General features: G+C 71.4%; 22 protein-coding genes. 13 read left to right on the top strand and 9 right to left on the bottom strand.

Annotated features, from left to right (window positions below):
• The first annotated feature begins 160 nt into the window (after positions 1-160).
• Positions 161-1363 (top strand): sensor histidine kinase, encoded by a 1203-nt coding sequence (locus CTE05_RS17175; protein WP_146847529.1) that lies wholly within the window; start codon positions 161-163, stop codon positions 1361-1363.
• Positions 1351-2010, top strand: coding sequence for a response regulator (locus CTE05_RS17170; RefSeq protein ID WP_146847528.1), 660 nt, complete (start codon positions 1351-1353; stop codon positions 2008-2010). Before CTE05_RS17175 ends, CTE05_RS17170 begins: the two co-directional genes overlap by 13 nt.
• Here CTE05_RS17170 and CTE05_RS17165 read toward each other — a convergent pair.
• A complete protein-coding gene (locus tag CTE05_RS17165; RefSeq protein WP_146847527.1) occupies positions 2007-2654 on the bottom strand; it encodes a GNAT family N-acetyltransferase in 648 nt (215 codons plus the stop codon). The genes CTE05_RS17170 and CTE05_RS17165 overlap by 4 nt on opposite strands.
• Before the next feature lie 83 nt (positions 2655-2737).
• On the opposite strand from CTE05_RS17165, the gene CTE05_RS20665 reads away from it, so the two are divergent.
• From CTE05_RS20665 to hisF, 5 genes are read left to right on the top strand one after another with little or no spacing between them, the layout of a single operon-like run.
• Positions 2738-3664: an ABC transporter ATP-binding protein gene (locus CTE05_RS20665; protein WP_246123720.1), complete on the top strand. Its 927-nt coding sequence runs from the start codon at positions 2738-2740 to the stop codon at positions 3662-3664.
• Positions 3661-4497 (top strand): ABC transporter permease, encoded by an 837-nt coding sequence (locus CTE05_RS20660; RefSeq protein WP_246123719.1) that lies wholly within the window; start codon positions 3661-3663, stop codon positions 4495-4497. The genes CTE05_RS20665 and CTE05_RS20660 overlap by 4 nt, the downstream gene beginning before the upstream one ends.
• Positions 4494-5312, top strand: a complete 819-nt coding sequence (locus CTE05_RS17155) for an ABC transporter permease (protein WP_146847526.1) — start codon at positions 4494-4496, stop codon at positions 5310-5312. The genes CTE05_RS20660 and CTE05_RS17155 overlap by 4 nt, the downstream gene beginning before the upstream one ends.
• Positions 5313-5354: 42 nt before the next feature.
• A complete protein-coding gene (gene hisH, locus CTE05_RS17150; protein ID WP_186814918.1) occupies positions 5355-5984 on the top strand; it encodes an imidazole glycerol phosphate synthase subunit HisH in 630 nt (209 codons plus the stop codon).
• Positions 5974-6771: an imidazole glycerol phosphate synthase subunit HisF gene (gene hisF, locus CTE05_RS17145; protein WP_146847524.1), complete on the top strand. Its 798-nt coding sequence runs from the start codon at positions 5974-5976 to the stop codon at positions 6769-6771. The genes hisH and hisF overlap by 11 nt, the downstream gene beginning before the upstream one ends.
• Before the next feature lie 68 nt (positions 6772-6839).
• Here hisF and CTE05_RS17140 read toward each other — a convergent pair whose 3' ends face one another.
• Positions 6840-9998, bottom strand: a complete 3159-nt coding sequence (locus tag CTE05_RS17140; protein ID WP_146847523.1) for a glycoside hydrolase family 9 protein — start codon at positions 9996-9998, stop codon at positions 6840-6842.
• Between the two features lie 190 nt (positions 9999-10188).
• Positions 10189-11100, bottom strand: a complete 912-nt coding sequence (locus CTE05_RS20385; RefSeq protein WP_186814917.1) for a hypothetical protein — start codon at positions 11098-11100, stop codon at positions 10189-10191.
• 130 nt (positions 11101-11230) lie between these two features.
• Here CTE05_RS20385 and CTE05_RS17130 point away from each other — a divergent pair, with 130 nt between their 5' ends.
• Positions 11231-11770: a peptidylprolyl isomerase gene (locus CTE05_RS17130; protein ID WP_146847522.1), complete on the top strand. Its 540-nt coding sequence runs from the start codon at positions 11231-11233 to the stop codon at positions 11768-11770.
• Between the two features lie 72 nt (positions 11771-11842).
• Positions 11843-12640 carry a rhomboid family intramembrane serine protease gene (locus tag CTE05_RS17125; RefSeq protein ID WP_246123718.1) on the top strand — a complete coding sequence of 266 codons (798 nt, stop codon included), beginning with the start codon at positions 11843-11845 and terminating at the stop codon, positions 12638-12640.
• Between the two features lie 324 nt (positions 12641-12964).
• On the opposite strand, the gene crgA is transcribed toward CTE05_RS17125, so the two are convergent.
• Positions 12965-13213 carry a cell division protein CrgA gene (crgA, locus tag CTE05_RS17120; RefSeq protein WP_146847520.1) on the bottom strand — a complete coding sequence of 83 codons (249 nt, stop codon included), beginning with the start codon at positions 13211-13213 and terminating at the stop codon, positions 12965-12967.
• A 185-nt stretch (positions 13214-13398) separates the two neighbouring features.
• Between crgA and CTE05_RS17115 the strand changes: the two genes are divergently transcribed.
• The 4 genes from CTE05_RS17115 to CTE05_RS17105 are packed head-to-tail and all read left to right on the top strand — an operon-like array spanning position 13399 to position 15844.
• Entirely contained in the window at positions 13399-14226 is an 828-nt protein-coding gene (locus tag CTE05_RS17115; RefSeq protein ID WP_146847519.1) for a DUF881 domain-containing protein, read from the top strand.
• Positions 14223-15029, top strand: coding sequence for a class E sortase (locus CTE05_RS17110; protein ID WP_146847518.1), 807 nt, complete (start codon positions 14223-14225; stop codon positions 15027-15029). Before CTE05_RS17115 ends, CTE05_RS17110 begins: the two co-directional genes overlap by 4 nt.
• 31 nt (positions 15030-15060) lie before the next feature.
• Positions 15061-15219: a hypothetical protein gene (locus tag CTE05_RS20380; RefSeq protein WP_186814916.1), complete on the top strand. Its 159-nt coding sequence runs from the start codon at positions 15061-15063 to the stop codon at positions 15217-15219.
• A 1-nt stretch (position 15220) separates the two neighbouring features.
• Positions 15221-15844, top strand: a complete 624-nt coding sequence (locus CTE05_RS17105; RefSeq protein ID WP_146847517.1) for an aminodeoxychorismate/anthranilate synthase component II — start codon at positions 15221-15223, stop codon at positions 15842-15844.
• A gap of 56 nt (positions 15845-15900) precedes the next feature.
• Here the strand turns inward: CTE05_RS17105 and pknB are convergent, their stop codons facing one another.
• Genes pknB through CTE05_RS17080 form a run of 5 tightly spaced genes read right to left on the bottom strand, consistent with a single transcriptional unit; the run spans position 15901 to position 23347 of the window.
• A complete protein-coding gene (pknB, locus tag CTE05_RS17100) occupies positions 15901-17901 on the bottom strand; it encodes a Stk1 family PASTA domain-containing Ser/Thr kinase (RefSeq protein ID WP_146847516.1) in 2001 nt (666 codons plus the stop codon).
• Entirely contained in the window at positions 17901-19151 is a 1251-nt protein-coding gene (locus tag CTE05_RS17095; protein WP_146847515.1) for a serine/threonine-protein kinase, read from the bottom strand. Before CTE05_RS17095 ends, pknB begins: the two co-directional genes overlap by 1 nt.
• Positions 19148-20599, bottom strand: coding sequence for a peptidoglycan D,D-transpeptidase FtsI family protein (locus tag CTE05_RS17090; protein ID WP_146847514.1), 1452 nt, complete (start codon positions 20597-20599; stop codon positions 19148-19150). The genes CTE05_RS17095 and CTE05_RS17090 overlap by 4 nt, the downstream gene beginning before the upstream one ends.
• The gene (locus tag CTE05_RS17085) at positions 20596-22026 is read right to left on the bottom strand and encodes an FtsW/RodA/SpoVE family cell cycle protein (protein WP_146847513.1); all 1431 of its coding nucleotides are present in this window, start codon (positions 22024-22026) and stop codon (positions 20596-20598) included. The genes CTE05_RS17090 and CTE05_RS17085 overlap by 4 nt, the downstream gene beginning before the upstream one ends.
• A 10-nt stretch (positions 22027-22036) precedes the next feature.
• A complete protein-coding gene (locus tag CTE05_RS17080; RefSeq protein ID WP_146847512.1) occupies positions 22037-23347 on the bottom strand; it encodes a Stp1/IreP family PP2C-type Ser/Thr phosphatase in 1311 nt (436 codons plus the stop codon).
• Between the last annotated feature and the right edge of the window lie 2 nt (positions 23348-23349).

The raw sequence follows: 23349 nt of genomic DNA, 5'->3' as shown, positions 1-23349 counted from the left end.
CTGCTCCAGGGTCGGTGGTCGATCGATGGCGGACCCACGGTCCCGGGGGCGGGCTCGTCGCGACATCGGCGCTGGGGTCAGCCCTGGCTCCACCGGATGGTGGAGGCGGAGCGGCCGGAAGGTGGGCGAGGGTCGCAGCCCCACTGCCTAGGCTGCCGTCATGCTCTTCACCACGCCGACCCCGCCGCAGGCGGCGCTGTCGCTGTGGTCCCGCGTGTGGCGGTACCTGGTGGCGGCGATCGTCGGGGTGGGCGCGTGGGGAGTCATGCTCGCCGAGCACGCGAGCTTCGAGCCGGAGCTGGACGAGGTCACCCTCGTGCTCACAGCGCTCGACCTGCTGCTCGGGATCGTGACCCTCTGTCTGCTCCCGTTGCGCCGGCGGTACCCGCTGGCGGTCGCGTGCCTCACGATCGCGGCCACGGCGGTCTCCACGGCCAGCATCGGAGCGGCGACGATCGCGCTGGTCTCGATGGCGACGTGGCGTCGGCGTTCCTGGGTGGTGCTCGTCGGAGCGGTCGCGCTGCTCACCGGGATCGTCTCCGAGGTGTACTACCGGACGGCGTTCCCCGGCCCGCCGACGGAGACCTACGCGACGCTGTTCTCCGTCCTGGTGGGGATCATCTACTTCGCTGCGACGATGACCACCGGCTACTACATCGGCACCCGGCGGGAGCTGGTGGCGTCGCTGCACGAGCAGGTGGCGACGGCGGACCGCGAACGGGAGCTGGCGTCGGAGCGGGCACGCGACGCCGAGCGCACCCGGATCGCGCGGGAGATGCACGACGTCCTCGCGCACCGGATCTCGCTGGTCGCGCTCCACGCGGGTGCGCTGGCCTACCGGGACGACCTCACCCGGGAGGAGACGCGTGAGACCGCACAGACCATCCAGTCCAATGCGCAGCTGGCCCTCAGCGAGCTCCGCCAGGTGCTCGGCGTGCTGCGGGCCGGGGCCGAGGCGGTCGGCGTCGAACCTCCGCAGCCCACCCTGGCGGAGCTTCCCGCGCTGCTCGCCGACGCCCGCGAGGCCGGGTCGGACATCGCGCTCGACACCACGGCCCTGCTCGAGGAGCCTGGCCCGCAGACCCTGTCCCGCACGTCGTTCCGGATCGTCCAGGAGGCCTTGACCAATGCGCGCAAGCACGCACCCGGTGAGCCGGTGAGCGTCCGGCTCGCGGGCGGACCCGGCGGACAGCTCGAGATCGAGGTCCGGAACGGTCTCAGCACGGTTCCGGACGGGCGGACGGGCGGCGTCGGGCTCGCGGGCCTCGCCGAGCGCGCCGAGCTGGCGGGCGGCGAGCTCGAGCACGGTGTCGGGCCGGACGGGTCGTTCGTCGTGGGGGCGAGGCTGCCATGGCCGGCGTGAGGGTCGTGGTCGTCGACGACGACCCCCTGGTGCGCGCCGGTCTGCGGATGATCCTGGGCGGGGCGCCCGACCTGGACGTCGTGGGTGAGGCGGTCGACGGGCAGGACGCGATGGACGTCATCGCACGCGAGCTGCCCGACGTGGTGCTCATGGACATCCGCATGCCACGGATGGACGGCCTGGCGGCGACGCGACGGCTCCGAGAGCGCGGCACGACCGCGAGGATCATCGTGCTGACCACGTTCGACACCGACGAGATGGTCCTCACGGCCCTGCAGCTGGGCGCCGCGGGGTTCCTGCTCAAGGACACCGCCCCGGCGGACCTCGTGGTGGCGGTGCGTCGCGTCGCGCTCGGTGAGCCGATGCTCTCACCGAGCGTGACCAACCAGCTGATCGCCGCGGTCACCCGGCCGGCGGACGACGGGCGTCGACGCAAGGCACGCACCCTGCTCACGCGCCTCACGGAACGGGAGAGGGAGGTGGCCGACGCCGTGTCCGCCGGGATGACGAACACCGAGATCGCCCGGTCGCTGCACCTCGGCGTCGCCACCGTGAAGACGCACGTGGGCAGCGTGTTCACCAAGCTGGAGGTGACCAACCGGGTGCAGGTCGCGCGGTACGTGCACGACGCGGCCGACGACCGCTAGATGCCGAGCTGTACCCGCGCGGCCGGCACCCCGTCGAGCTCGACCACGGGCCGCTGCTCGGCCGGCCGCGCGTCCCAGGTGGCACGGTCGAGGACGTACCGGCGGCTCGTCGCCGGTGAGCCTTCGCGGTCCAGCACGTCGACGCCGTTCTCCGCGTAGCCGAGCCGGCGGGTCACCCCGGTCGACGACGCGTTGTCGTCGAACGCGCTCGTGGTGGCCCGGAGCCCGTCGAAGCCCTCGAAGAGCAGGTGCAGGATCATCAGCCGCATCCGGGTGCCGACGCCGCGCCCGTGGTGGCGCAGCCCCAGCCACGAGCCGGTCTCGGCCGTCCGCGTGACGGGGAAGGCGGTCGCCGTCAGCGACTGAGTGCCCAGCACCTCCCCGTCCCGCACGACCGCGAGCTCCAGGTTCCACGCGTCCCGCGATGCCGACACGCGCGCACCCCACTGGTAGGTCAGCACGCTGCGGGCGACCTCGGTCGGTGTGCCGCGCGTCCACGGGACGGTGAACGGCATCGCCTCGGGTGCGTGGACGCCGTCGGCCGCGAGCCGGGCGAGGGCGTGGACGTCCGCGTCGTCCATGTACCGCAGCTCGAGGTCTCCGCTGCGCACGCGCAGGCCGGCGAGGGGCCAGAGGTCGTCCATCGGTGCAGGCTGCCCGCACCCACTGCCCTGGTCAACTGGAATGCGCTGGGTGCTGTCGGTCCCCTCGCATAGGTTGGTCCGCTGTGACCGCACCCGTCATCGCCGCCCACGGCCTCACCAAGCGCTTCGGCGACTTCACCGCCGTCGACGGCATCGACTTCGAGGTCCCGCCGGGCGAGTCGTTCGGCCTGCTCGGGCCCAACGGTGCCGGCAAGTCCACGACGATGCGGATGGTCGGCGCGGTGTCGCAGCGCACCGCCGGGGACCTGACGGTGCTCGGCCTCGACCCGGACTCGCACGGTCCGGAGATCCGGTCGCTGCTCGGGGTGGTGCCCCAGGAGGACAACCTCGACACCGAGCTGCGCGTGCGGGACAACCTGATCGTCTACGGTCGCTACTTCGGCATCCCGCGGTCGGTGTGCGCGACGAGGGCCGACGAGCTGCTCGGCTTCGCGCAGCTGGAGGAGAAGCGCAACGCCAAGGTCGACGACCTGTCGGGTGGCATGAAGCGCCGGCTCACCATCGCCCGCGCGCTGATCAACGAGCCGCGCATCCTCATGCTCGACGAGCCGACGACGGGCCTCGACCCGCAGGCGCGGCACGTGCTGTGGGACCGGCTGTTCCGCCTGAAGGAGCGTGGCACGACGCTCGTGCTCACCACGCACTACATGGACGAGGCAGAGCAGCTGTGCGACCGGCTGGTGGTCGTCGACAAGGGCAGGATCATGGCCGAGGGCAGCCCGTCGTCCCTGATCCGGCAGTACTCGACGCGCGAGGTGGTCGAGCTGCGGTTCGGGTCGGAGCGCAACGCGGCCGCCGCCGAGCAGATGGCGGGTCTGGTGGAGCGCATCGAGGTCCTCCCCGACCGGGTGCTGCTCTACGCGCAGGACGGCGAGGCGGTGCTGGAGCGCGTCACGCACCTGGGCCTGCACCCGACGACGTCGCTGGTGCGCCGGTCCAGCCTGGAGGACGTGTTCCTGCGGCTCACGGGACGGAGCCTGATCGAGTGACGACGACGATCTCCGAGGCCGCGGTCACGGCGGCCGCCCGGCCGCGCCGGTTCGGCGCCTGGTACATCGCCGAGCACCAGCTGCGCGGGATGAAGGCGTACGGCTGGACCATCGTGGTCGGCAGCGTCGGCAACCCGCTGCTCTACCTGCTCGGCATCGGGCTCGGCCTCGCGGCGTTCTTGGACCAGCCCATCGCGTCGGGTGCCGACGGGCTCGTGGACTACGTGTGGTTCGTGGCGCCCGCGCTGCTGGCCACCGCCGCCGTCACGGTGGCGATGGACGAGTTCACGTTCGTCATCATGGCCGGGTTCAAGTGGCGCCGGATCTTCTGGGGCATGAACGCCTCCCCGATCGCGCCGCCGCAGATCGCCGCCGGGCTCGTGATCTCGGTCGTGCTGCGGATGCTGTTCACCTGCACGATCTACTACCTGCTGATCCTGGCGTTCGGTGCCGTCGGCGATCCGCTGACCGGGGCGCTGATGCCGCTGGTCGGGGTGCTCGGCGGCCTGGCGTTCGGGCTGCCGCTCATGGCGTTCTCGGCCGGGCTGACCGAGGACAAGGGGCAGTTCGCGCTGGTCAACCGGTTCGTCTTCACACCGCTGTTCCTGTTCTCGGGCACCTTCTTCCCCCTGGCGACCCTGCCCACCTGGCTGCAGTGGATCGGCTGGATCTCGCCCATCTGGCACGCCAGCGAGATCGGCCGGACACTCTCCTACGGCTCACCGCCCGGCGCCTGGCCGGTCGGCTGGCACCTGGTGATCCTCGTCGTCCTCGCCGTCGTCGGCTGGGTGCTGGCGCGACGGGTGTTCGTGCGGAGGCTGAGGGCGGGATGACCACGACCACGACCGAACCCACCCACCGGGCCACGATCAGCTCGCTGTACGCGCGCAACGCGCGGTCCGTCGTCGCGCGCGGGCTCAAGGCGACCAGGAGCACCAACTGGGTCATCGTGCTGTCCGGCTTCTTCGAGCCGGTGTTCTTCCTGCTCGCGATGGGACTCGGGCTGGGCACGTTCATCGGCGACGTCGAGCTGCCGAACGGCACGTCCGTGTCCTACGCGGCCTTCATCGCGCCGGCCCTGCTCGCCGTCTCGGCGATGAACGGCGCGGTGTACGACTCGACGTGGAACGTGTTCTTCAAGATGCACTTCGGCAAGCTCTACGACGGGATGCTCGCAACGTCGCTCGGACCGCTGGACGTGGCGTTCGGGGAGATCACGTACGCGCTCCTGCGCGGCGGCGTCTACGCCATCGGCTTCCTCACGGTCATGCAGGTCATGGGCCTCAACCTGGCCTGGACCGCCGCGCTCGCCATCCCCGCGGTGCTGCTCGTGGCGTTCGGGTTCGCCTCCGTCGGGATGGCCGTCACCAGCTACATGAAGACCTTCCAGCAGATGGACTGGATCAACTTCGTCATGCTGCCGATGTTCCTGTTCTCGGCGACGTTCTACCCGATCACGGTCTACCCCGGCTGGATCCAGGGCCTGATCAAGGCGCTGCCGCTGTGGCACGCGGTGGAGCTGGTCCGTGGCCTGACGCTCGGGGTCCTCGACGGCGCGATGCTCACGCACGTGGCGTACTTCGTCGTCATGATCGGCCTCGGCCTGGCGTTCACGACCGTCCGGCTGCGGGCGCTGTTCCTCGACTGACGTCCGGCATTCGAGACATCTGTCCGGTGTAGGATTGGGCAAGTGATCGGGATCATCGACTACCGCACCGGTAATTCGCAGAGCATTTCTTATGCGCTCGAACATCTCGGTGTCCCGCACGCGCTCGTGGCCAAGCCGGGTGAGTGCGACGAGGTCGACAAGTACATCCTGCCCGGGGTCGGCGCAGCGGGCGTGACCATGGAGTCGCTCGCCCAGGAGGGCTGGATCGACCACCTCACCGAGAAGGTTCTCGGCGATGGCCAGGGGTTTCTCGGTGTGTGCGTCGGTCTGCAGGTGCTGTTCGAGCACTCTGCCGAGGGTGACGTCGAGTGCCTCGGCTGGCTCCAGGGCAGCGTGCACGAGTTCGACAGCTCCCAGGTCCGGGTGCCGCACATGGGCTGGAACACCGTCGAGGTGCACGGCGACCACCCCTTTTCCCGCGCATTCACGCCGGGCGGCTACTACTACTTCGTGAATTCTTTCTATGCGCGTCCGTCCGACGATTCCACGCTGGTCGGGGTCACGACGTACGGCCAGCAGTTCGCGGCCGCCGTCGCGCACAAGAACATCATGGCGACGCAGTTCCACACCGAGAAGAGCGCCCGCGCGGGCCTCCAGGTGCTGAAGGCGTTCTGCGACCTCGACATCAAGGACGTGACGGATGCTCGCTAACCGGCTGATCGCCTGCTTCGACGTCAAGGACGGGCGCGTCACCAAGGCCCAGCAGTTCCAGGACAACATCGACGTGGGGGACCCCGCCGAGCTGGCGGACCGGCTGTACCACGAGGACGTCGACGAGATCGTCATCTACGACATCATGGCCAGCGCCCAGAAGCGCCAGATCGACCTCGCCATGATCCGCAGGGCGGCGCACCGGACGTTCGTGCCGCTGACGGTCGGGGGCGGGATCCGGCACCTCGAGGACATGCACGAGGTCCTGCGGGCGGGTGCGGAGAAGATCAGCATCGACTCGATGGCCGTGCGGAACCCGCAGATCATCACGCAGGGGTCGGTCGAGTTCGGCCGGCAGTGCATCGTGCTGAGCATGCAGGTCAAGCGCGTCGAGAAGACCGCGACGATCCCCAGCGGCTACGAGATCGCCATCGACGGCGCGCGCACCTACACCGGCATGGACGCGGTCGAGTGGGCGAAGCGCGGGCAGGACCTGGGCGCGGGCGAGATCGTCGTGAACAGCATCGACCGCGACGGCACGGGCTCGGGCTACGACCTGGACATCACGCAGCAGATCACCGAGGCGGTGTCGCTGCCGGTCATCGCCTCGGGCGGCGCCGGGCTGGTCAGCCACGTCGCGGACGCGTTCCGGATCGGCGCCACGGGAGCGATCACCAGCTCGATGCTCTACTCGCCGCGCGTCGAGCACACCCTGACGGTCGGGGAGATGAAGGCGCAGCTCGCCGAGCTGGGCGAGCGCGTGCGCCCGGTGCACAGCGCCGACTGACCCCAGCACAGACGCCGAAGGGCGCCCACCCCGGTCAGCGGGGTGAGCGCCCTTCGACGTCCTGTCGGTCAGCCGACCGTGCAGGTCGCCCCGTTCACCGTGAAGGCGGTCGGGGCCGTGTTGGTGCCGGTGTGGGACCCGTTGAAACCGATGTCCGTGCTGGCTCCCGGCGCGAGGGTGGCGTTCCACCCGAGCCCGGTCGCCGTCACGACGGACCCCGTCTGGGACCACGTGGCGCTCCAGCCCTGGGTGACCTGCTGGCCCGAGGGGAACGTGAACCCGAGGCTCCACGTCACCGGGGAGGTCGACGTGTTGGTGATCTTCAGGCTGCCCGTGAAGCCGACGTTCCAGCTGTTGGCCGAGTACTTCACGGCGCAGCTGCTGGTGGACGTCGTCGGGAGGGTCGTGAAGGTCACCGGCGAGCTCGCCGCGGACGTGTTGCCGGCGCCGTCCTTGGCCCGCACCGCGTAGGTGTACGCGGTGTTCGCGGTGAGGCCGGTGAGGGCGAAGGTCGCGCTCGTGGCCGTGCCGACGACCGTGCTCGTCGACCCGCTGACGCGCAGGACGTCGTACCCGGCGAGCCCGCTGCCGCCCGTGTCGGTCGACGCGGTCCAGGTGAGGGTCGCTCCGGTCTGGGTCACCGACGACGCGGCCGGGGTGCCCGGGACGGTCGGTGCGGTGGTGTCGGTCGCCGCGGTCGTGGTGAACGTGACGCCGACCGAGTTCAGCGAGACGTTCCCCGCGGAGTCCTTGGCCCGGACGGTGTACGTGTACGCGGTGCCCGGCGTGAGACCGGCGAGGGTGGTCGTCGTGCCCGTGGTCGACGCCACGAGCGTCGCCGTGGTGCCGACGACCCGGTGCACCTCGTACCCGGCGACGGCGTAGGTACCGGCGGTGGACGGCGTCCACGTGAGGGTCGCGCCGGTGGTCGTGATCGCGGACGCCACGGGGGTGCCGGGCCGGCCGGGGAGCACGACGTCGACCGGCGGGTCCGCCGTGGTGAACGTACCGGCCGACGACGCGGCCGAGACGTTCCCCGCGGCGTCCTTGGCCCGGACCGTGTACGAGTACGCGGTGCTCGGCGTGAGGCCGGACAGGACGGTCGACGCGGTCGTGGTCGAGGTCACCAGGGTCGAGGTGGAGCCCTGGACGCGGTAGACGTCGTACCCGGCGACGCCGCTGCCCGCGTCGGTCGACGCGGTCCAGCTCAGCGACGCACCGGTCGAGGTGATGCCGGTCGCCACGGGGGTGCCGGGGACGGTCGGCGCGGTGGTGTCGGTGACCGTGCCGGTGGGCTCGTTGCCCCAGATCAGCTTGCCGCCGTCGTAGAGCGTGATCGCCTTCGTCTTGGCGAGCGCCGTCGTGGTCAGGCCTGCGGCCGACGGGTCGTTGGCCGCGTTCCACGTGGAACCGCCGGTCACCCGGAACTGCAGCTCGCGCCGGTGCTGAGACTGACCACCGGGGTGGATGTTCTGCCCCACGCAGGTGAGCTCGGCGTAGTAGAGCGTCCCGCCGGCGCTCACCGGCTTGGCGGTCTGCGGCCCGCACTCGCTGTAGTTGGCCGAGAGCGTGAGGTTCGCCGCGGAGTCGCCGGAGTCGAGCGTGAACCAGTACCGCAGCGTGCCGTTCTTCAGCGCGCGCGCCGGGTACGCCGACTGGTTGCGGATCATGGCCTTGACCTCGGTGAACGTGCCACCGGGAGGCTGGTTGAACATGGCCTCGACGAAGATCTCGTCGCCGTCGGGCTGCTCGGCGACGGGGAAGCCGGCCAGCGGGGTGCCGCCGTACTCCTGCGTGAGCCGCGCGAGCGCGCTCGAGAAGCCGGCGTTGTAGTCGGTGGCCACCTCGTTCGCGGTGTAGTCGGACCGCAGGTCGGTGTAGTTGTCGTTGGGACCGCTGGGGCCCCCGACGAGCGCGCCGTACAGGACGTGCCGGGTCTTCTCGGGCTGGGTCAGCGAGTCGAGCCACGAGCCGTGCGCGGTGCGGTGGTGCGGGTTCTGCGGCGGGTTGGCGCCGAAGCCCACGACGTAGCTGGACTTGCGGGGGTTGTCGCCGAGCGCGTAGTTGATCTGGCGCACACCGAAGTCGTGGTACCGCGCCTTGCGCGTGGCGTCCGTCAGCCAGTCGGAGTACACGAGCGCGACGAACGAGGTGTTCGCGGCGTAGCGCAGCGAGCCCCACGAGTCGAGGACGGCCTGGCCGCCGGGCGAGTACGGGATCCGCTGGCCGTTGAACCCGACGGTCCAGTAGTCGAGCCACCGGTTGGCGTCGTCGACGTACTGCTGCTTGCCGGTCTCCATGGCGAGCAGCGGGTACATCGCGTAGGACTTGTCGTCCCACGCGACCGTCCACTTGTAGGACCGGGTCGTCGTCTGGTTCTCGACGCTCAGCTTGGTGTACTCGGCCTCGGCCTTGGCCAGGTAGGTGGCGTCACCGGTCGCCTTGTAGAGCCAGTAGGCGCCCCAGACCAGCTCGTCCTGGTAGCCGGACCACGACTTGTAGTACGCGGCGGCGGCCGTCACGCAGTCGGAGTACTTCCCGCGGTAGGTGTCCGCGAACGAGTAGAGCTGCTTGGCGTGCGACAGGAGCGTCGCGGAGTACGTCGGGTCGTCGGTCTTGAAGACGATGGCCGCCGACGCGAGCGACGCCGCGGTCTCGGCGGCGACGTCGGACCCGGGGCACGACGCGGTGATCTTGTGCGACGGCCGGGCCATGGTCATGACCTCGGCGGGACCCCACCACTTGTGGTCGGCCTCGCCGTCGCCGATCTGCACGTAGAGCTCGTTGGGGGCGGTGTGCGCCTTGACGAAGTAGTCGTTGACCCAGCGCAGGTTGCCCTTGAGCTCGTCGAGCTGCCCGGCCTTCGTGTAGCCCTGCGGGGCGGCGATCGCGCCCCACGCGAGCATCGTGGAGCTGAACGCCATCGGCAGGCCGAACTTCACGTGGTCGCCCGCGTCGTACCAGCCACCGGTGAGGTCCTTGCCCACGTCGGCACCGTCGGTCAGGGCGGAGTCGCCGCGCCACGAGACGGGGTTGTCGGCGGGCAGGTCACCGGCCCGCTGCGCCTGGTAGAAGAACATCGACTTCTGAAGGGCCTCCGCGTAGTTGTACGCGGGGTCCGCCGCGGTGGCGGCGGTGGCCAGCGGGGCTACGAGGAGCCCGGCGGCGACGGTGAGCGCGGTGGTGCACGCGATCGCGACGCGACCGCGGGATCTGGGGCGGGGCATGAGGTCCTCTTCCACGGCACGGGAGAAACAGGGGCCGGCGGGTGGCCCCGGCGTCGCCTCGCTGCGGCCCCGGCACGACGCGCCTGGCGCATCGTGCAGAGCGCCTGGTCAGAGGGTCAACGGCCAAAACGTTTCGGTACACGACGACGGCCCCCGGTCCATGGGGACCGGGGGCCGTGCGACCTGTGCGTCAGACGGGCTTGTCGCCCTCGACCGTCGGGTTGACGACCGGGTCGGGCGCCACGCCGTCGGCCGGCTTGGTGGTGCGGCGGGTGGTCGCCTTCTTGGCGGCCTCCGTCGCCTCCGCGACCTTCTCCTTGGCGGCGTCGGTCACCTCGGCGACCTTCTCGCTGGCGTCGGCGACCTTCTCCTTGGCGACGTCCGTCGCGGCGGTCACCTTCTCGGCGGCCTTGCGGGTGGCGTCCAGGCCCTTGGCGACGGCACTGCCCGCGGCCTCCCCGACCGCGTCCGCGGCGTCGCCCACCCGGGTGTGGGCCGAGCTGGCGTCCGTCGGCTCCCACGGCTCGGCCCACGGGTCCACGCTCGAGCGCGAACGCGTCCAGGCGGCGACCCCCGCACCGATGCCGATGAGGGCGGCGAGCAGCCAGAAGACCTTGGCACCCGTGTGCTTCTTCTTGCCGGACGCGGCCTCGGCCGCCGCGGCGAGGGCGGCGGCCCTCTTCTTGCCACCCTTGGCTGCGCTGTCGGCGGCCTGCTCCACGGCGGCGCCGGCCCGGACCGCGGCCTCGTTCATCGCGGCGACCAGCTTGGGCAGGAGGTCGTCGACGAGCTTGTCGTGTGCGGTGTCGATGGCGGGCGAGACCTTCTCCGCGGCGCTCTCCACCTTGGGCGCGGCCGCCTTGACGCTCTCCTTGTACAGGTGCTCCACCCGGGGCAGGAGCCAGTCGATGGCCTGCTCGACCTTCGGCGTGGTCCAGTCCTTGGCCTGGGTGGCAGCGTCCCCGGCCTTCGACGCGGCAGTCCCGGCGGTCTCCTTCGCGCTCTTCGCGGCGTCGGCGAGCGTCGCGCCCAGGTCGGCCGCCTGGTCCTTCAGCTTCTCCGTGTCGACATCGATCTTCGGGCGGCTCTTCGTGAACGGCATTCTCGGCTCCCGGCTCGTCGGCTGCACTGGCCTCCCACTCTGCCACCGTGCGCGGGGTAGTGCAGGGGCTGTGGCCTGGGCAACCGTGTGATTTCGGGTGCTCAGGGAGGTCGCGTGCGAGACTTCTCGCATGTTTGCGACCCTCCACACGACCGCCGGAGACATCCGGATCGAGCTGTACCCGAACCACGCGCCCCGCACGGTGCAGAACTTCACCGGGCTGGCCACGGGATCGACCCCGTGGACGGACCCGACCACGGGCGAGGAGCGGACCGACCCGCTGTACGACGGCGTCGTGTTCCACCGCGTGATCTCCGGCTTCATGATCCAGGGCGGGGACCCGCTGGGCACCGGACGCGGCGGCCCGGGCTACACGTTCGACGACGAGATCCACCCGGAGCTGTCGTTCAACGAGCCCTACCTGCTCGCCATGGCCAACGCCGGCAAGCGCCTCGACCCCGCCACCGGCAAGGTCGGCGGCACCAACGGCTCGCAGTTCTTCATCTCCGTGGCCCCCACGGAGTGGCTCAACGGCAAGCACACGATCTTCGGCAAGGTCGCCGACGACGAGAGCCGCGCCGTGGTCGACGCCATCGAGAAGACGCGCGTCCGCCCCGGCGACCGTCCCGTCGAGGACATCGTCATCAACTCGATCACGATCGAGGACTGAGACACCATCAGCACGACTCCCGACCCGGGCGCGCCGGTCGCGCCGCCGGTCTGCCCGCGGCACCCCGACCGGGTGTCGTACGTGCGGTGCCAGCGGTGCGGCCGGCCCACCTGCCCCGAGTGCCAGCGGCAGGCCGCCGTCGGAATCCACTGCGTCGACTGCGTCGCCGAGGCGGCGCGCGCGCTCCCGACCACCCGGACCGCGCTCGGCGGTGTCCGGCACGAGGGTCGACCGATCGTCACGCTCACGCTGATCGGCCTGTGCGTCGTCAGCTTCGTCCTGCAGCTCGTCGTGCCGGACTGGACCACCCGGTGGCTCTTCCACCCGGTCGTCGCGTTCTACGAACCGTGGCGCTTCCTCACCGCCGCGTTCCTGCACTCCCCCGGCCAGTACCTGCACATCGTGTTCAACATGGTGGCCCTCTGGTTCGTCGGTCCCACCCTCGAGAACGCGCTCGGGCGCGCCCGGTACATCACGCTCTACCTGATGTCCGCCGTCGGTGGCTCGGTGGGTTCCGTGCTGCTGGCCACCGCGACGGACAGCTGGGCGACCAGCAGCGTCGGTGCGTCCGGTGCCGTGTTCGGGCTGTTCGGCGCGATCCTCGTGGTCAGCAAGCGGCTGGGCGGCGACGTCCGCGGCATCCTCGTGCTCATCGGCATCAACCTGGCGCTCGGGTTCGTCATGTCGAACATCGCCTGGCAGGCGCACGTCGGCGGGCTGGTCACCGGTGGGCTCCTCGCGGCTGCGTACGCCTACGCCCCGCCGGCCCGACGCCAGCTCGTCGCGGTCCTCGCGCCGGTGGCCCTCGGCGCCGTGCTCCTCGTCGCCACGCTGCTCGCGTACGCGTCGATCGGCGCCTTCTCCTCCTGACGCGCTTCCTGCGGCGGGGTCGACCACGGCGTGGCGCTCCGCGCGCACGACGGCCTGGGGAGCCGGTTTCGACGACCCCGGCGCCATCCCCATCGTTGTTCACACCTGTGGAACTACAACCGTGTAGTTATCCACAGACTTGTGCACCGCTGGGGACAGCCCCGATGTTCTCGCAGGTCAGAAGCGGCGCCTGTGGATGGGACCCGTGGGTGACCATGGGGACGAAGCGGACGGGAGCGCTCGGCGCTCAGCCGGGCCCCGGGGTCGACGAAGGCGCCGCCCGCGAGCTGCGGACGGCGCCTCCGGACCGACGTGCGACCGGCGTCAGCGCCAGCGCGTCGTCATCGCGAAGCCGGCCACGATGAAGCCGAACCCGATGAGCAGGTTCCACTGGTCGATGCCCGGGATCGGGTACTGCGACTGCGTGAGGTACGTGACGACGATCCAGATCAGTCCGAGGATCATCAGCCCGAGCATCACGGGGAGGAACCAGGGCGCGTTGACCTTGGGTCCCGTCGACTTGGCGGGCGGCGGTGTGTACGTCGCCTTCTTGCGCGACTTCGACTCAGGCACGTCCGTGCTCCTGTCCTGCGGCGGTGCGGCCCTCGGGCCACGGGAGACCACGCGGGTGATGTCGTGGTCGTCGGGCGGTCGATGATGGTGCGGGGGGCCGCTTCGTCACGGACTCCTCGCTTCGTGACCTAGCGTAGTGCCCGCGGGAAGCCCGCCCGTTGCTGCACCTGCCCGAGGAGCCGTCCGTGACCGACCACCCGCACCGCGCGCGTGGCGTCGTCGCGCGCGGGACGCTGTCGGTCGCGCTCGTCCTGGCCCTGTCGGGCGCTCTCTTCGCAGCCAACGCCAAGTTCGCGCGGGCCTCCGGCGACCGCCACCCGCAGGACCTGCGCGAGCTGGCCCAGGTCGAGACCGAACGGGTGGCGCGGCTGTCCACCGAGGTCGACTCCCTGCGAGCGGTCGTCGACGACCTGACCGCCGCGCAGAACGCCGGGTCGCCCGTGGGTGAGCCCAGCACCGGCTACCTGATCGAGGGCGGGGTCCTGCCGGTCACAGGTCCGGGGGTGACCGTCCGGCTCGAGGACGCACCCGTCGACTCGCCGCGCCGCGAGGACGCCGACCCCGACTCGCTCCTGGTGCACCAGCAGGACCTGCAGGCCGTGATCAACGCCCTGTGGGCCGGGGGCGCCGAGGCGATGTCGCTGATGGACCAGCGGGTGATCTCGACGAGCGCGTTCCAGTGCGTCGGCAACGTCCTGAAGCTGCACGGCCGGGTGTACTCGCCGCCGTACGTGGTGCGGGCGATCGGCAACCCCGACGACCTGCGCAAGGGCCTGGACGCGTCCCCGGCCGTCCAGCTCTACGTGCGGGACGCCGCGGAGGTCGGGCTGGGCTGGTCCGTGACGGACGCGGACGAGCCGCTCGAGCTCGACGCGTACTCGGGTGCCACCGAGCTGTCGGCCGCGACGGTCCCTGACGGCGTCGAGATCCTTCCCGGGCTGGAGGCCGCCGAGGAAGCGCAGCAGGCCAGCACCGGACCCACCGCGACCGTCGGACCCGAGGACAAGCAGTGACCAGCGAGACGACGACCGAGCCCGCTGCTCCCACGCGCCGGGAGCGCCGCAAGGCCGGCCGCAGCCACGCCCGCGACGTGGTCTACAGCGTCGTCGGGGTGATCGGTGAGGTGCTCATCACGCTCGGTGTGCTGCTCTTCGCGTTCCTGCTGTGGCAGCTGTGGTGGACGGACGTCGTCGGCAACCGGGTGCAGGCCGAGATCGTGGCGGAGCTCCCGTTCGAGCCGGTGCCGACCGCGACGCCCAGCGCCGGGGCGCCCGCCGGACCGGTCATCGCCCCGCCACGGCGCGACGAGCCGCCGCCCGTGATGGCGGAGCCTGCCCACGGCACGACGTTCGCGACGATCCAGGTGCCGCGCTGGGCAGGCGAGCCCGAGCGTCCCATCAGCCAGGGGACCGACCGCGCGACCGTGCTCGACGTGCTCGGCGCCGGGCACTACGAGGGCACGGCGATGCCCGGCGACGTCGGCAACTTCGCGGTCGCCGGCCACCGGACGACGTACGCCAAGCCCTTCAACCGGGTCGAGGAGCTCCAGGTCGGGGACCCGCTGGTCATCCGGACGACCGACAACATCTGGTACGTCTACCGCGTCACGTCGACGCAGGTCGTGCCCCCGTCCGCGATCGACGTCATCGCGCCGGTCCCCGGCGACCCCGGCGCGGTGCCGACCGAGCGCTTCATCACGCTGACCACGTGCCACCCGATGTTCTCCGCCCGGGAGCGGTTCATCGTGCACGGCGTCCTGGACTACTGGGCGCCCACGTCGGACGGGATCCCGGCCGAGCTGGTCGGTGGCGCATGATGGTCACCTGCACGCGGGACGGAGGACGCTGATGTACGGATGGCTGTGGCACCGGTTGCCCGGACCCGCCGCGGTGCGTGCGCTGATCCTGACGCTCGCCGCGCTGGCCGTCCTGGCGGCCTGCTTCCTGTGGCTGTTCCCGGCGATCGCGCCGTTCATGCCGTTCAACGAGACCACGGTGGGTGAGTGACGTGACGCGGATCCTGGTGATCGACAACTACGACTCGTTCGTCTACACGATCGTCGGCTACCTCAACCAGCTCGGCGCCGAGACGGTCGTGGTCCGCAACGACGCCGTACCGCCCGTCGCGGAGCGCGCCGGCTTCGACGGCGTCCTGGTCAGCCCCGGTCCGGGCACCCCTGCCGACGCCGGGCAGAGCATGCAGGTCATCCGCGACTGCGCCGACGAAGGCCTGCCGATGCTCGGGGTGTGCCTCGGCCACCAGGCGCTCGGTGAGGTGTTCGGTGGGACGGTCACGCACGCCCCGGAGCTCATGCACGGCAAGACCAGCCAGGTGGAGCACAAGGGGGAGGGTGTGCTGGCCGGACTGGCGGACCCGTTCACGGCGACGCGCTACCACTCGCTCGCGGTCGTCAACGACACCGTGTCCGACGAGCTCGAGGTCACGGCTACCGCCCACGGCATCATCATGGGTCTCCAGCACGTGTCGCTCCCCCTGCACGGGGTCCAGTTCCACCCCGAGTCGGTGCTGACCGAGGGCGGCCACCGTCTGCTGGCCAACTGGCTCGAGATCTGCGGCGACGACCAGGCCGTGGCGCGCTCCGAGGGGCTGCACCCGCTCGTCCGCCTCTGAGGACGTGACGAAGGGGCCGTCCCAGCCGGGACGGCCCCTTCGTCATGCTCGCACTGCTAGTCGTCGTTGCCCGGCGGCGGAGCGGTCGTCGCTCCACCCGGTCCCTTCGACACGTGGATGTCGATCTGCTGGTCCAACGGGACCTCGTCGCCGGCGGTCGGGTCCGTCCGCAGCACCTGGTTGACGGGCTCCTCGGACGGGTCGTCGACCCTTCTGACGTTCGTCAGCCCGAGTGCCCGCAGCTGCTCGACGGCCTGGTCGTACGACTTCCCGACGAGGTCGTTCGGGATGACCGCCGTGGTCGGCGCCTGGGCGATCGTCAGGTTGATGACCCGACCCTGCTTGACCGGCGTGTTGGCGGGGACATCCTGCGTCACGACCGTGTCGGGGGTGTTGGGTGACTCGACGGGCGACGTGTTGACCTGCAGCTTGGCCGCGTTGAGGAGCGCCGTCGCCTCGGCAGCCGTCTTGCCGACGACGTCGGGCACCAGGACGTTGCCGGTGGACACGAACAGCGTGACGGTGGAGCCGGCCGCGACCGACGTGCCCTCGGCGGGGTCGGTCTTGGTGACCTGGCCCTGCGGAAACTCCGGGTTGTCGTCGTCCTGGCGGTTGGCCGAGACGACGAGCCCGGCGTCCTCGAGCGCGTCGGTCGCCTGCTGCTCGGTCATCCCGGCGACCCGGGGCACGGCCAGGCTGGCGGGTCCTGTGGAGATGATGGCCTTCACGACCGACTCGGGCTCGACCTCGGTGCCCTCGGCCGGCTCGGTCCGGATGACGGACCCGGCCGGGACGGTGTCGTTCGCTTCCTCGGCGCGTTCGTAGAGCAGGTCCTCCGCCGTGATCTTCTCCTTGGCCTCCGCCTCGGTGAGTCCGACGACCGCCGGCACCTGCACCGTCGTCGCAGGCGGGTCCTGGCCGAGCGTTGCGATGAGCAGCGCCACGATCCCGGCCACGGCCAGCACGGCGATCCCGATGAGCAGGGGCAGCAGCCACGGCCGCTTGTTCTCCTCCTCCTCGTCGTCGAGACCGCCCGTCGTCGACACCGCCGCACCGGTGGCCGCCCACGGCGAGGTGGCCGGCGGCATCGCCTGCGTCGTCGCGACCGGCGGAGCCATGAGCTGCGTGGCCTCGGTGGCGGGCGTCGCGACGAGCGCCGCAGCGGCGAGCGCCCCGACGGCCGGCGCGCCCACGGCACCGCCGCGCACCGCGGCCTCCAGGTCGGAACGGAACTCGGCGGCGCTGGAGTAGCGGGAGTCCCGCTCCTTGGCGAGGGCCTTGAGCGTGATGCGGTCGAGCGAGTCGGGCACGTCGGACGCGAACGTCGACGGGATGGGAGCGGCCTCGCGGACGTGCTGGTAGGCCACGGCCACGGGCGAGTCGCCGGTGAACGGCGGGCGGCCGGTGAGCAGCTCGAACAGCAGGCAACCGGTCGAGTACAGGTCGGAGCGGGCGTCCACGGTCTCGCCGCGCGCCTGCTCCGGCGACAGGTACTGCGCGGTGCCGATGACGGCCTGCGTCTGGGTCATGGTCGCGGCGGAGTCCGCCATCGCGCGCGCGATGCCGAAGTCCATGACCTTGACCGCACCCGTCGGGGTGAGCATGACGTTGGCGGGCTTGATGTCGCGGTGCACGATGCCCGCGTGGTGCGAGTACTCCAGCGCGGACAGGACGCCGGAGGTGATCTCCACGGCCTCCTCGATGGGCACCGCGTGACCGTCCCGCAGGATGTCGCGGACGGTGTGGCCCTCCACGTACTCCATGACGATGAACGGGACGTGGGCGACGACGCCCGTCGGCTCCGTGAAGACGTCCTCGCCCGTGTCGTAGACCGAGACGATCGCGGGGTGGTTCAGCGCGGCGGCGGACTGCGCCTCGCGGCGGAACCGGTTCTGGAACGACGGGTCCCGGGCCAGGTCGGAGCGCAGGATCTTGATGGCCACCGTGCGGCCCAGCCGGGTGTCGTGGCCGATGTGCACCTCGGCCATGCCACCACGGCCGATGAGCTCGCCGACCTCGTACCGTCCGGCGAGGGTGCGGGATCCGTCGTCCACCACTAGGCGTCCTTTGCTTCCGTCGATGCGGGGTCTGCGGCGAACGCCGCGGACCCGTTGTCCGTGATCATCCCATCCGGGGCATCGGCACGAGGGTAGTGGGCGTCTGAGGCCACGAGTCGGGTTCCGTCCTGGGATGGTCCGCCCGCGCTGGTGATCCTGGTCGCAAGGGCCGCCCCGAGCAGACCGATCAGCAGCAGGACGAGCGCGAGGAGCGGCCACGACAGCCGGCCGGTGCGACCGAGCCGCACCCCGGTGCTCGTCGACGCCCGCCGCGCTGCTGCGCGACCGGTCGGCTCCTCGACCCGGCGCGTCCGGCGTGGCGGGTACGACGGCGGCGGACCGGCCGGCGGGTCGATCGGGGTGGACGCGGTCGCGAAGGTGTCCGGCGTGCGCTGCAGCTTGCTGATCAGCACGGGGATGCCCGAGGGCGGCGTGCGGGGGACCAGCTTGTCCAGCAGCTGCGCCAGCTCCTCGCCCGATGCCGGCCGTGCGGTCGGCTCCTTGGACAGCAGCCGCAGCACGAGGGCGGCCAACGGCTTGTCGACGCTGGCCGGCAGGGGCGGGACGGCGTTGTTCACGTGGGCCACGGCGATGTCGACGGCCGTCGGACCGGTGAAGGGCCGGTGCCCGACGAGGGCCTCGTACGCGATGATCCCCAGCGAGTACAGGTCCGACAGGGGTGTCGCGGGCTTCCCGACGGCCTGCTCGGGTGACAGGTACTGGGCGGTGCCCATCACCATGCCGGTCGCCGTCATCGTCACCTGGTTGCGGGCCAGCGAGACACCGAAGTCGGTGATCTTCACGCGGCCGCCACGGCCCAGCAGGATGTTGCCCGGCTTGACGTCCCGGTGCACCACGCCCGCCAGGTGCGCCGCGTGCAGGGCGCGGGCCGTCTGCGCGAGGATCGGCAGCAGGCGACGGGTCGGCAGCACCGGCTCACGCTCGAGCAGGTCGGACAGGGGCTCGCCGACGACGAGCTCCATGATCAGGAAGCCCGAGCCCTCCTGCTCGCCGTAGTCGAACAGCTGCGCGATGTTCGGGTGCGACAGGGACGCGGAGTTGCGCGCCTCGGTGCGGAACCGCTCGAGGAAGCCGCGGTCGCCGGCGAACTCCGAGCGCAGCACCTTGACGGCGACCGGGCGGGCGAGGGCGTCGTCGTACCCCTCCCACACCTCGCCCATGCCGCCCACGGCGATCTGCTTGACCAGGCGGTAGCGCTGGCCGAGCAGGAGACCCGATGCCGTCTTCATGAGCCCAGCACCGCCTCGATGACGGCCTTCGCGATGGGCGCCGCGACCCGCCCGCCCGTCGCCTCGTTACCGGCGTTCCCGCCGTGCTCGACGATCACCGCGACCGCGACACGCGGCGCGTCGGCCGGCGCGAACGCCGTGAACCACGCGTGCGGTGCCTGGCCGTCGGCCGTCTGCGCGGTGCCGGTCTTGCCGGCGACCGGGACCCCGGGGATCTGCGCGGACGTGCCTGACCCGCTCTCGACGACACCGACCATCATGTCCCGCAGCGATGCGGCCGTCCCCGGTGAGGTCGCGGTCGAGTACAGCTCGGGCTCCGTCTCGTAGACGCGGTGCAGGTCGGCCGAGCGCACGGTCTGCACGAGGTACGGCGTCATCAGCTGACCACCGTTCGCGATCGCGGCGGACACCATCGCCATCTGCATGGGGGTCGCCTGCACGTCGCGCTGCCCGATCGCCGACTGCGCCGTGACCGGCACGTCCATGTCCTCGGGGAACACGCTCTCGGCGACCAGCATGGGGATCGTCAGGTCGGGGTCGTTGAACCCGAACCGCTCCGCCTGCGTGAGCAGCGCGTCGGAGCCGACGTCCATGCCCAGCTGCGCGAACGAGGTGTTGCAGGAGATGCGCAGCGCGTCCGCCAGCGAGATCGGGTCCGCGCCGCAGCCACCGCCGCCGAAGTTGCCGATCGTCGAGGACGTCTGCGGCAGCGTGAGCCGGACCGGGGCGGGCAGGGTGCTGGCCGGCGTGAACTGGCCGCTCTCGAGCGCGGCCGCGGCCGTGACGAGCTTGAACGTCGATCCCGGCGGGTAGCGCTCCTGCGTCGCGTTGCTGCGCAGGGGGTTGCCGTCCGCGACGTCCAGCGCCTGGTACGCGGCGCTCGCGGCGGTGATGTCGTGCGTCGCGAGGGCGTTCGGGTCGAATCCGGGCGTCGAGACGAGGGCGAGGATCCGACCCGTCGACGGCTCGATCGCGACGACGGCACCCTGCTGGCCGGCCAGGCCGTCGAGCGCGGCCTGCTGCGCGGCGGGGTTGATCGTCGTCTCGACGGCGGCGCCCTCCGGCTGGCTCCCCGTGATCAGGTCACGGATGCGGGAGAAGAACAGGCGGTCCCCGCGGCCGGTCAGCTCCTCGTTCGCGGCCCGCTCCAGCTGGGAGCGGCCGTTCACCACGGAGTAGAAGCCCGTCACGGCGGAGTACAGCTCACCGTTGGTGTACGACCGCTGGTAGCCGTACGAGTCCTCGACCTTCGTGGACAGGGCGATGGCCTCCCCGGCGACGACGATCGGGCCGCGGGCGTTGCCGAACTCGCGGTACAGGGTGCGGACGTTGCGGCTGTCGTTGTTGAGGCGGTCGGCCTGGACGTACTGCACCCAGGTGGCGCTGGCCATCAGGCCGACGAACATCACCAGGACGACCGTGGCGAGGCGACGGAGCGGGGTGTTCATCGCACCCCCCGCATGACCTCGGTCGGCTGGTCGTCGTCACCGGCGACGACGGGGGTGCCCGCGACGGGCGTCAGCGACGGCTTCATCGACGGTGCCGGGCGGCGGGCCTCGTCGGAGATCCGCAGCAGCAGCGCGACGATGACCCAGTTGGCGACGAGCGACGAGCCGCCGTACGCGATGAACGGCGTGGTCAGGCCCGTGAGCGGGATGATCCGGGTGACGCCGCCGACCACGACGAACGTCTGCAGCGCCACGATGAACGCCAGGCCGCCCGCGAGGAGCTTGCCGAAGCCGTCGCGGACCCCGATCGCGGTGCGCATGCCGCGCTCGGTGAGGATCGCGAAGAAGAGCAGGATCGCGAGCAGGCCGGTCAGGCCCAGCTCCTCGCCGAGGGACGCGACGATGAAGTCCGACTCCGCGAACGGCACGAGGTCCGGCCGCCCCTGCCCCCAGCCGGTGCCGAACAGGCCGCCGCTGGCCATGCCGAACAGCCCCCGGACCAGCTGGCCGGAACCGCCCGGGCTCTGGTCGAAGACGGCCGGGTCGAACGCGTTCAGCCAGGCGTCGAAACGAGCTCCGACGTGCGAGAACGCCCCGGCCGCGATGACCGCTCCGGCGACGAACAGGAGCAGGCCGATGACCACCCAGCTCAGGCGTTCGGTGGCCAGGTACAGCATCGCGACGAACAGGCCGAAGAACAGCAGCGAGGTGCCGAGGTCCCGTTCGAGGACGAGGACCGCGACCGACGCGCCCCAGACGATGAGGATCGGGCCCAGGTCCCGCGGGCGCGGCAGCTGCAGGCCCAGCACCTTCGGCCCGGCGAGCGCGAGCGTGTCGCGATGGGTGACCAGATACCCCGCGAAGAAGATCGCGAACGCGATCTTGGCGAACTCGGCCGGCTGGAAGCCGACCCCGCCGACGCGCACCCAGATGCTGGCACCGTTGATGGTGCGCCCCAGCCCGGGCACCAGCGGCAGCAGCACGAGGACGAGACCGGCGATCATCGCGGTGTAGGTGTAGCGGCGCAGGGTGCGGTGGTCGCGCAGCAGGATGATCACGGCCGCCGCGAGGACCACCGAGACGGCGGTCCACACCAGCTGGCGCTGCGCGAACCCGTCCTCCCGACCGCGCGCCGCGTACGCGAAGTCGATCCGGTAGATCATCGCGAGCCCGATGCCGTTGAGCGCCACCGTGATCGGCAGGATCACCGGGTCGGCGAACGGCGCACGCCAGCGCAGCACCAGGTGGATGCCGATCGCGAGGGCGGCCATGCCGAGCCCGTAGCCGAGGACGTCGGGCGGGACCTTGTCGGTGGTGCCGATGCCGGCGAGCGCGTACGACGCCACGCCGATGGCGAGCGCGAGCAGCAGCAGACCGAGCTCGACGCCCCGGCCGGCCCGCACGCGGTGCGGCTGGACGGTAGCCATCACTCGCGGCTCACGGTGTGGCCGTCCCGGAAGGGGCGGGGGTGGCGGTGGGCGTGGCGGTCGGGCGCGGCGACGGCTCCGCGTCCTCCTCGAGCATCGCGACGAGGTCACGGGCGTCATCGAGGGAGTCAGCGTGGATGGTCTGCTCGACGCGCTCCCGCAGGTAGCGCGAGCCGAGCTCGTCCAGCGACGTGCCGGTCCGCTCCACGACGGACGACAGCGCGACCGGTCCCAGGGTCTGCGGCAGCCCGCGGAAGATCACGACCTCCTCGTCGTCGACCCCCACGTAGTACTGCGTCTGCGTCCAGCCGTAGGCGATCGCGGCGGCACCGACGACCAGAGCAGCGATGCCCAGCCACACCACGACGGTCCGCCAGCGGCGCGGCGCCGGCGCCGGCTCGTCGTCCTCGTCCGTCCCGACCGCGGCGGGAGCACCGTCCTGCGCGTCCTCGTCGACCACCTGCGCGGCTCGTGCCAGACCCGCGGCACGCGCCGCCGGCCCGTCGGCGGCGGACGTCGGGTCGTTGCGGCTCAGCGCCGCGGCTCCGACCACCGTCGCGTTCGTCGTCGGGCCCTCGCCGTCGGCGACGTCGTCGAGCTCGACCACGTCCGCGAGCACGACCGTGATGTTGTCCCCGCCGCCGGCCCGCAGCGCGAGCTGCACCAGGCGGTCGGCACACGCGTCGACGTCGGCGATCGTCGCCATCGTCTCCTCGATGGTCTCCGCGCTCACGAAGCCCGACAGGCCGTCCGAGCACAGCAGCCACCGGTCGCCCTTGCGCGCCTCCCGGACCGACAGGTCCGGGGTCACCTCCGGGTCGAAGTCGCCCAGCACCCGCATCACGACCGACCGCTGCGGGTGGTGCTCGGCCTCCTCGGGCGTGATCCGGCCGATGTCCACGAGGTGCTGCACGAACGTGTGGTCCGTGGTGACCTGCGTGAGGACCCCGTCGCGCATCAGGTACCCGCGCGAGTCGCCCAGGTGCACCATCGCGAGCTTGTTGCCGGCGCGCAGGATGGCGAGCACCGTCGTGCCCATGCCGCTCAGCTCCGGGTCGGCGTCGCTGCGCGCGATGATCTCGTCGCGCGCGTCGGCCAGCGCCGTCTCCAGCTGGTCCAGCGCGTCGTCGGGACCGTGCGACTCCCCGTCCAGCGGCGCGAACGCGGCGACCGCGACCGACGACGCGACGTCGCCGCCCGCGTGCCCACCCATGCCGTCCGCGACCATCAGCAGGTGCGGACCGGCGTAGGCCGAGTCCTGGTTGTTGGAGCGCACGAGTCCGACGTCGGACCGCGCCGCATATCTGAGTGCGACGGACACCG

Source organism: Cellulomonas terrae, from assembly GCF_007990265.1.
GTDB lineage: Bacteria > Actinomycetota > Actinomycetes > Actinomycetales > Cellulomonadaceae > Cellulomonas > Cellulomonas terrae.
The sequence above is the reverse complement of the archived record's forward strand: the minus strand, read 5'-3'. Positions and strand labels throughout refer to the sequence as shown.

Bases quoted from the DNA above. Each gene is read 5' to 3' on its own strand.
- CTE05_RS20385 (WP_186814917.1), bottom strand. From the start codon at position 11,100: ATGCCGTTCACGAAGAGCCGCCCGAAGATCGATGTCGACACGGAGAAG.
- CTE05_RS17155 (WP_146847526.1), top strand. From the start codon at position 4,494: ATGACCACGACCACGACCGAACCCACCCACCGGGCCACGATCAGCTCG.
- CTE05_RS17165 (WP_146847527.1), bottom strand. From the start codon at position 2,654: ATGGACGACCTCTGGCCCCTCGCCGGCCTGCGCGTGCGCAGCGGAGAC.
- CTE05_RS17130 (WP_146847522.1), top strand. From the start codon at position 11,231: ATGTTTGCGACCCTCCACACGACCGCCGGAGACATCCGGATCGAGCTG.
- CTE05_RS17090 (WP_146847514.1), bottom strand. From the start codon at position 20,599: ATGAACACCCCGCTCCGTCGCCTCGCCACGGTCGTCCTGGTGATGTTC.
- CTE05_RS17170 (WP_146847528.1), top strand. From the start codon at position 1,351: ATGGCCGGCGTGAGGGTCGTGGTCGTCGACGACGACCCCCTGGTGCGC.
- CTE05_RS17140 (WP_146847523.1), bottom strand. From the start codon at position 9,998: ATGCCCCGCCCCAGATCCCGCGGTCGCGTCGCGATCGCGTGCACCACC.
- CTE05_RS17175 (WP_146847529.1), top strand. From the start codon at position 161: ATGCTCTTCACCACGCCGACCCCGCCGCAGGCGGCGCTGTCGCTGTGG.
- CTE05_RS20380 (WP_186814916.1), top strand. From the start codon at position 15,061: ATGTACGGATGGCTGTGGCACCGGTTGCCCGGACCCGCCGCGGTGCGT.
- CTE05_RS17085 (WP_146847513.1), bottom strand. From the start codon at position 22,026: ATGGCTACCGTCCAGCCGCACCGCGTGCGGGCCGGCCGGGGCGTCGAG.
- CTE05_RS17095 (WP_146847515.1), bottom strand. From the start codon at position 19,151: ATGAAGACGGCATCGGGTCTCCTGCTCGGCCAGCGCTACCGCCTGGTC.
- hisF (WP_146847524.1), top strand. From the start codon at position 5,974: ATGCTCGCTAACCGGCTGATCGCCTGCTTCGACGTCAAGGACGGGCGC.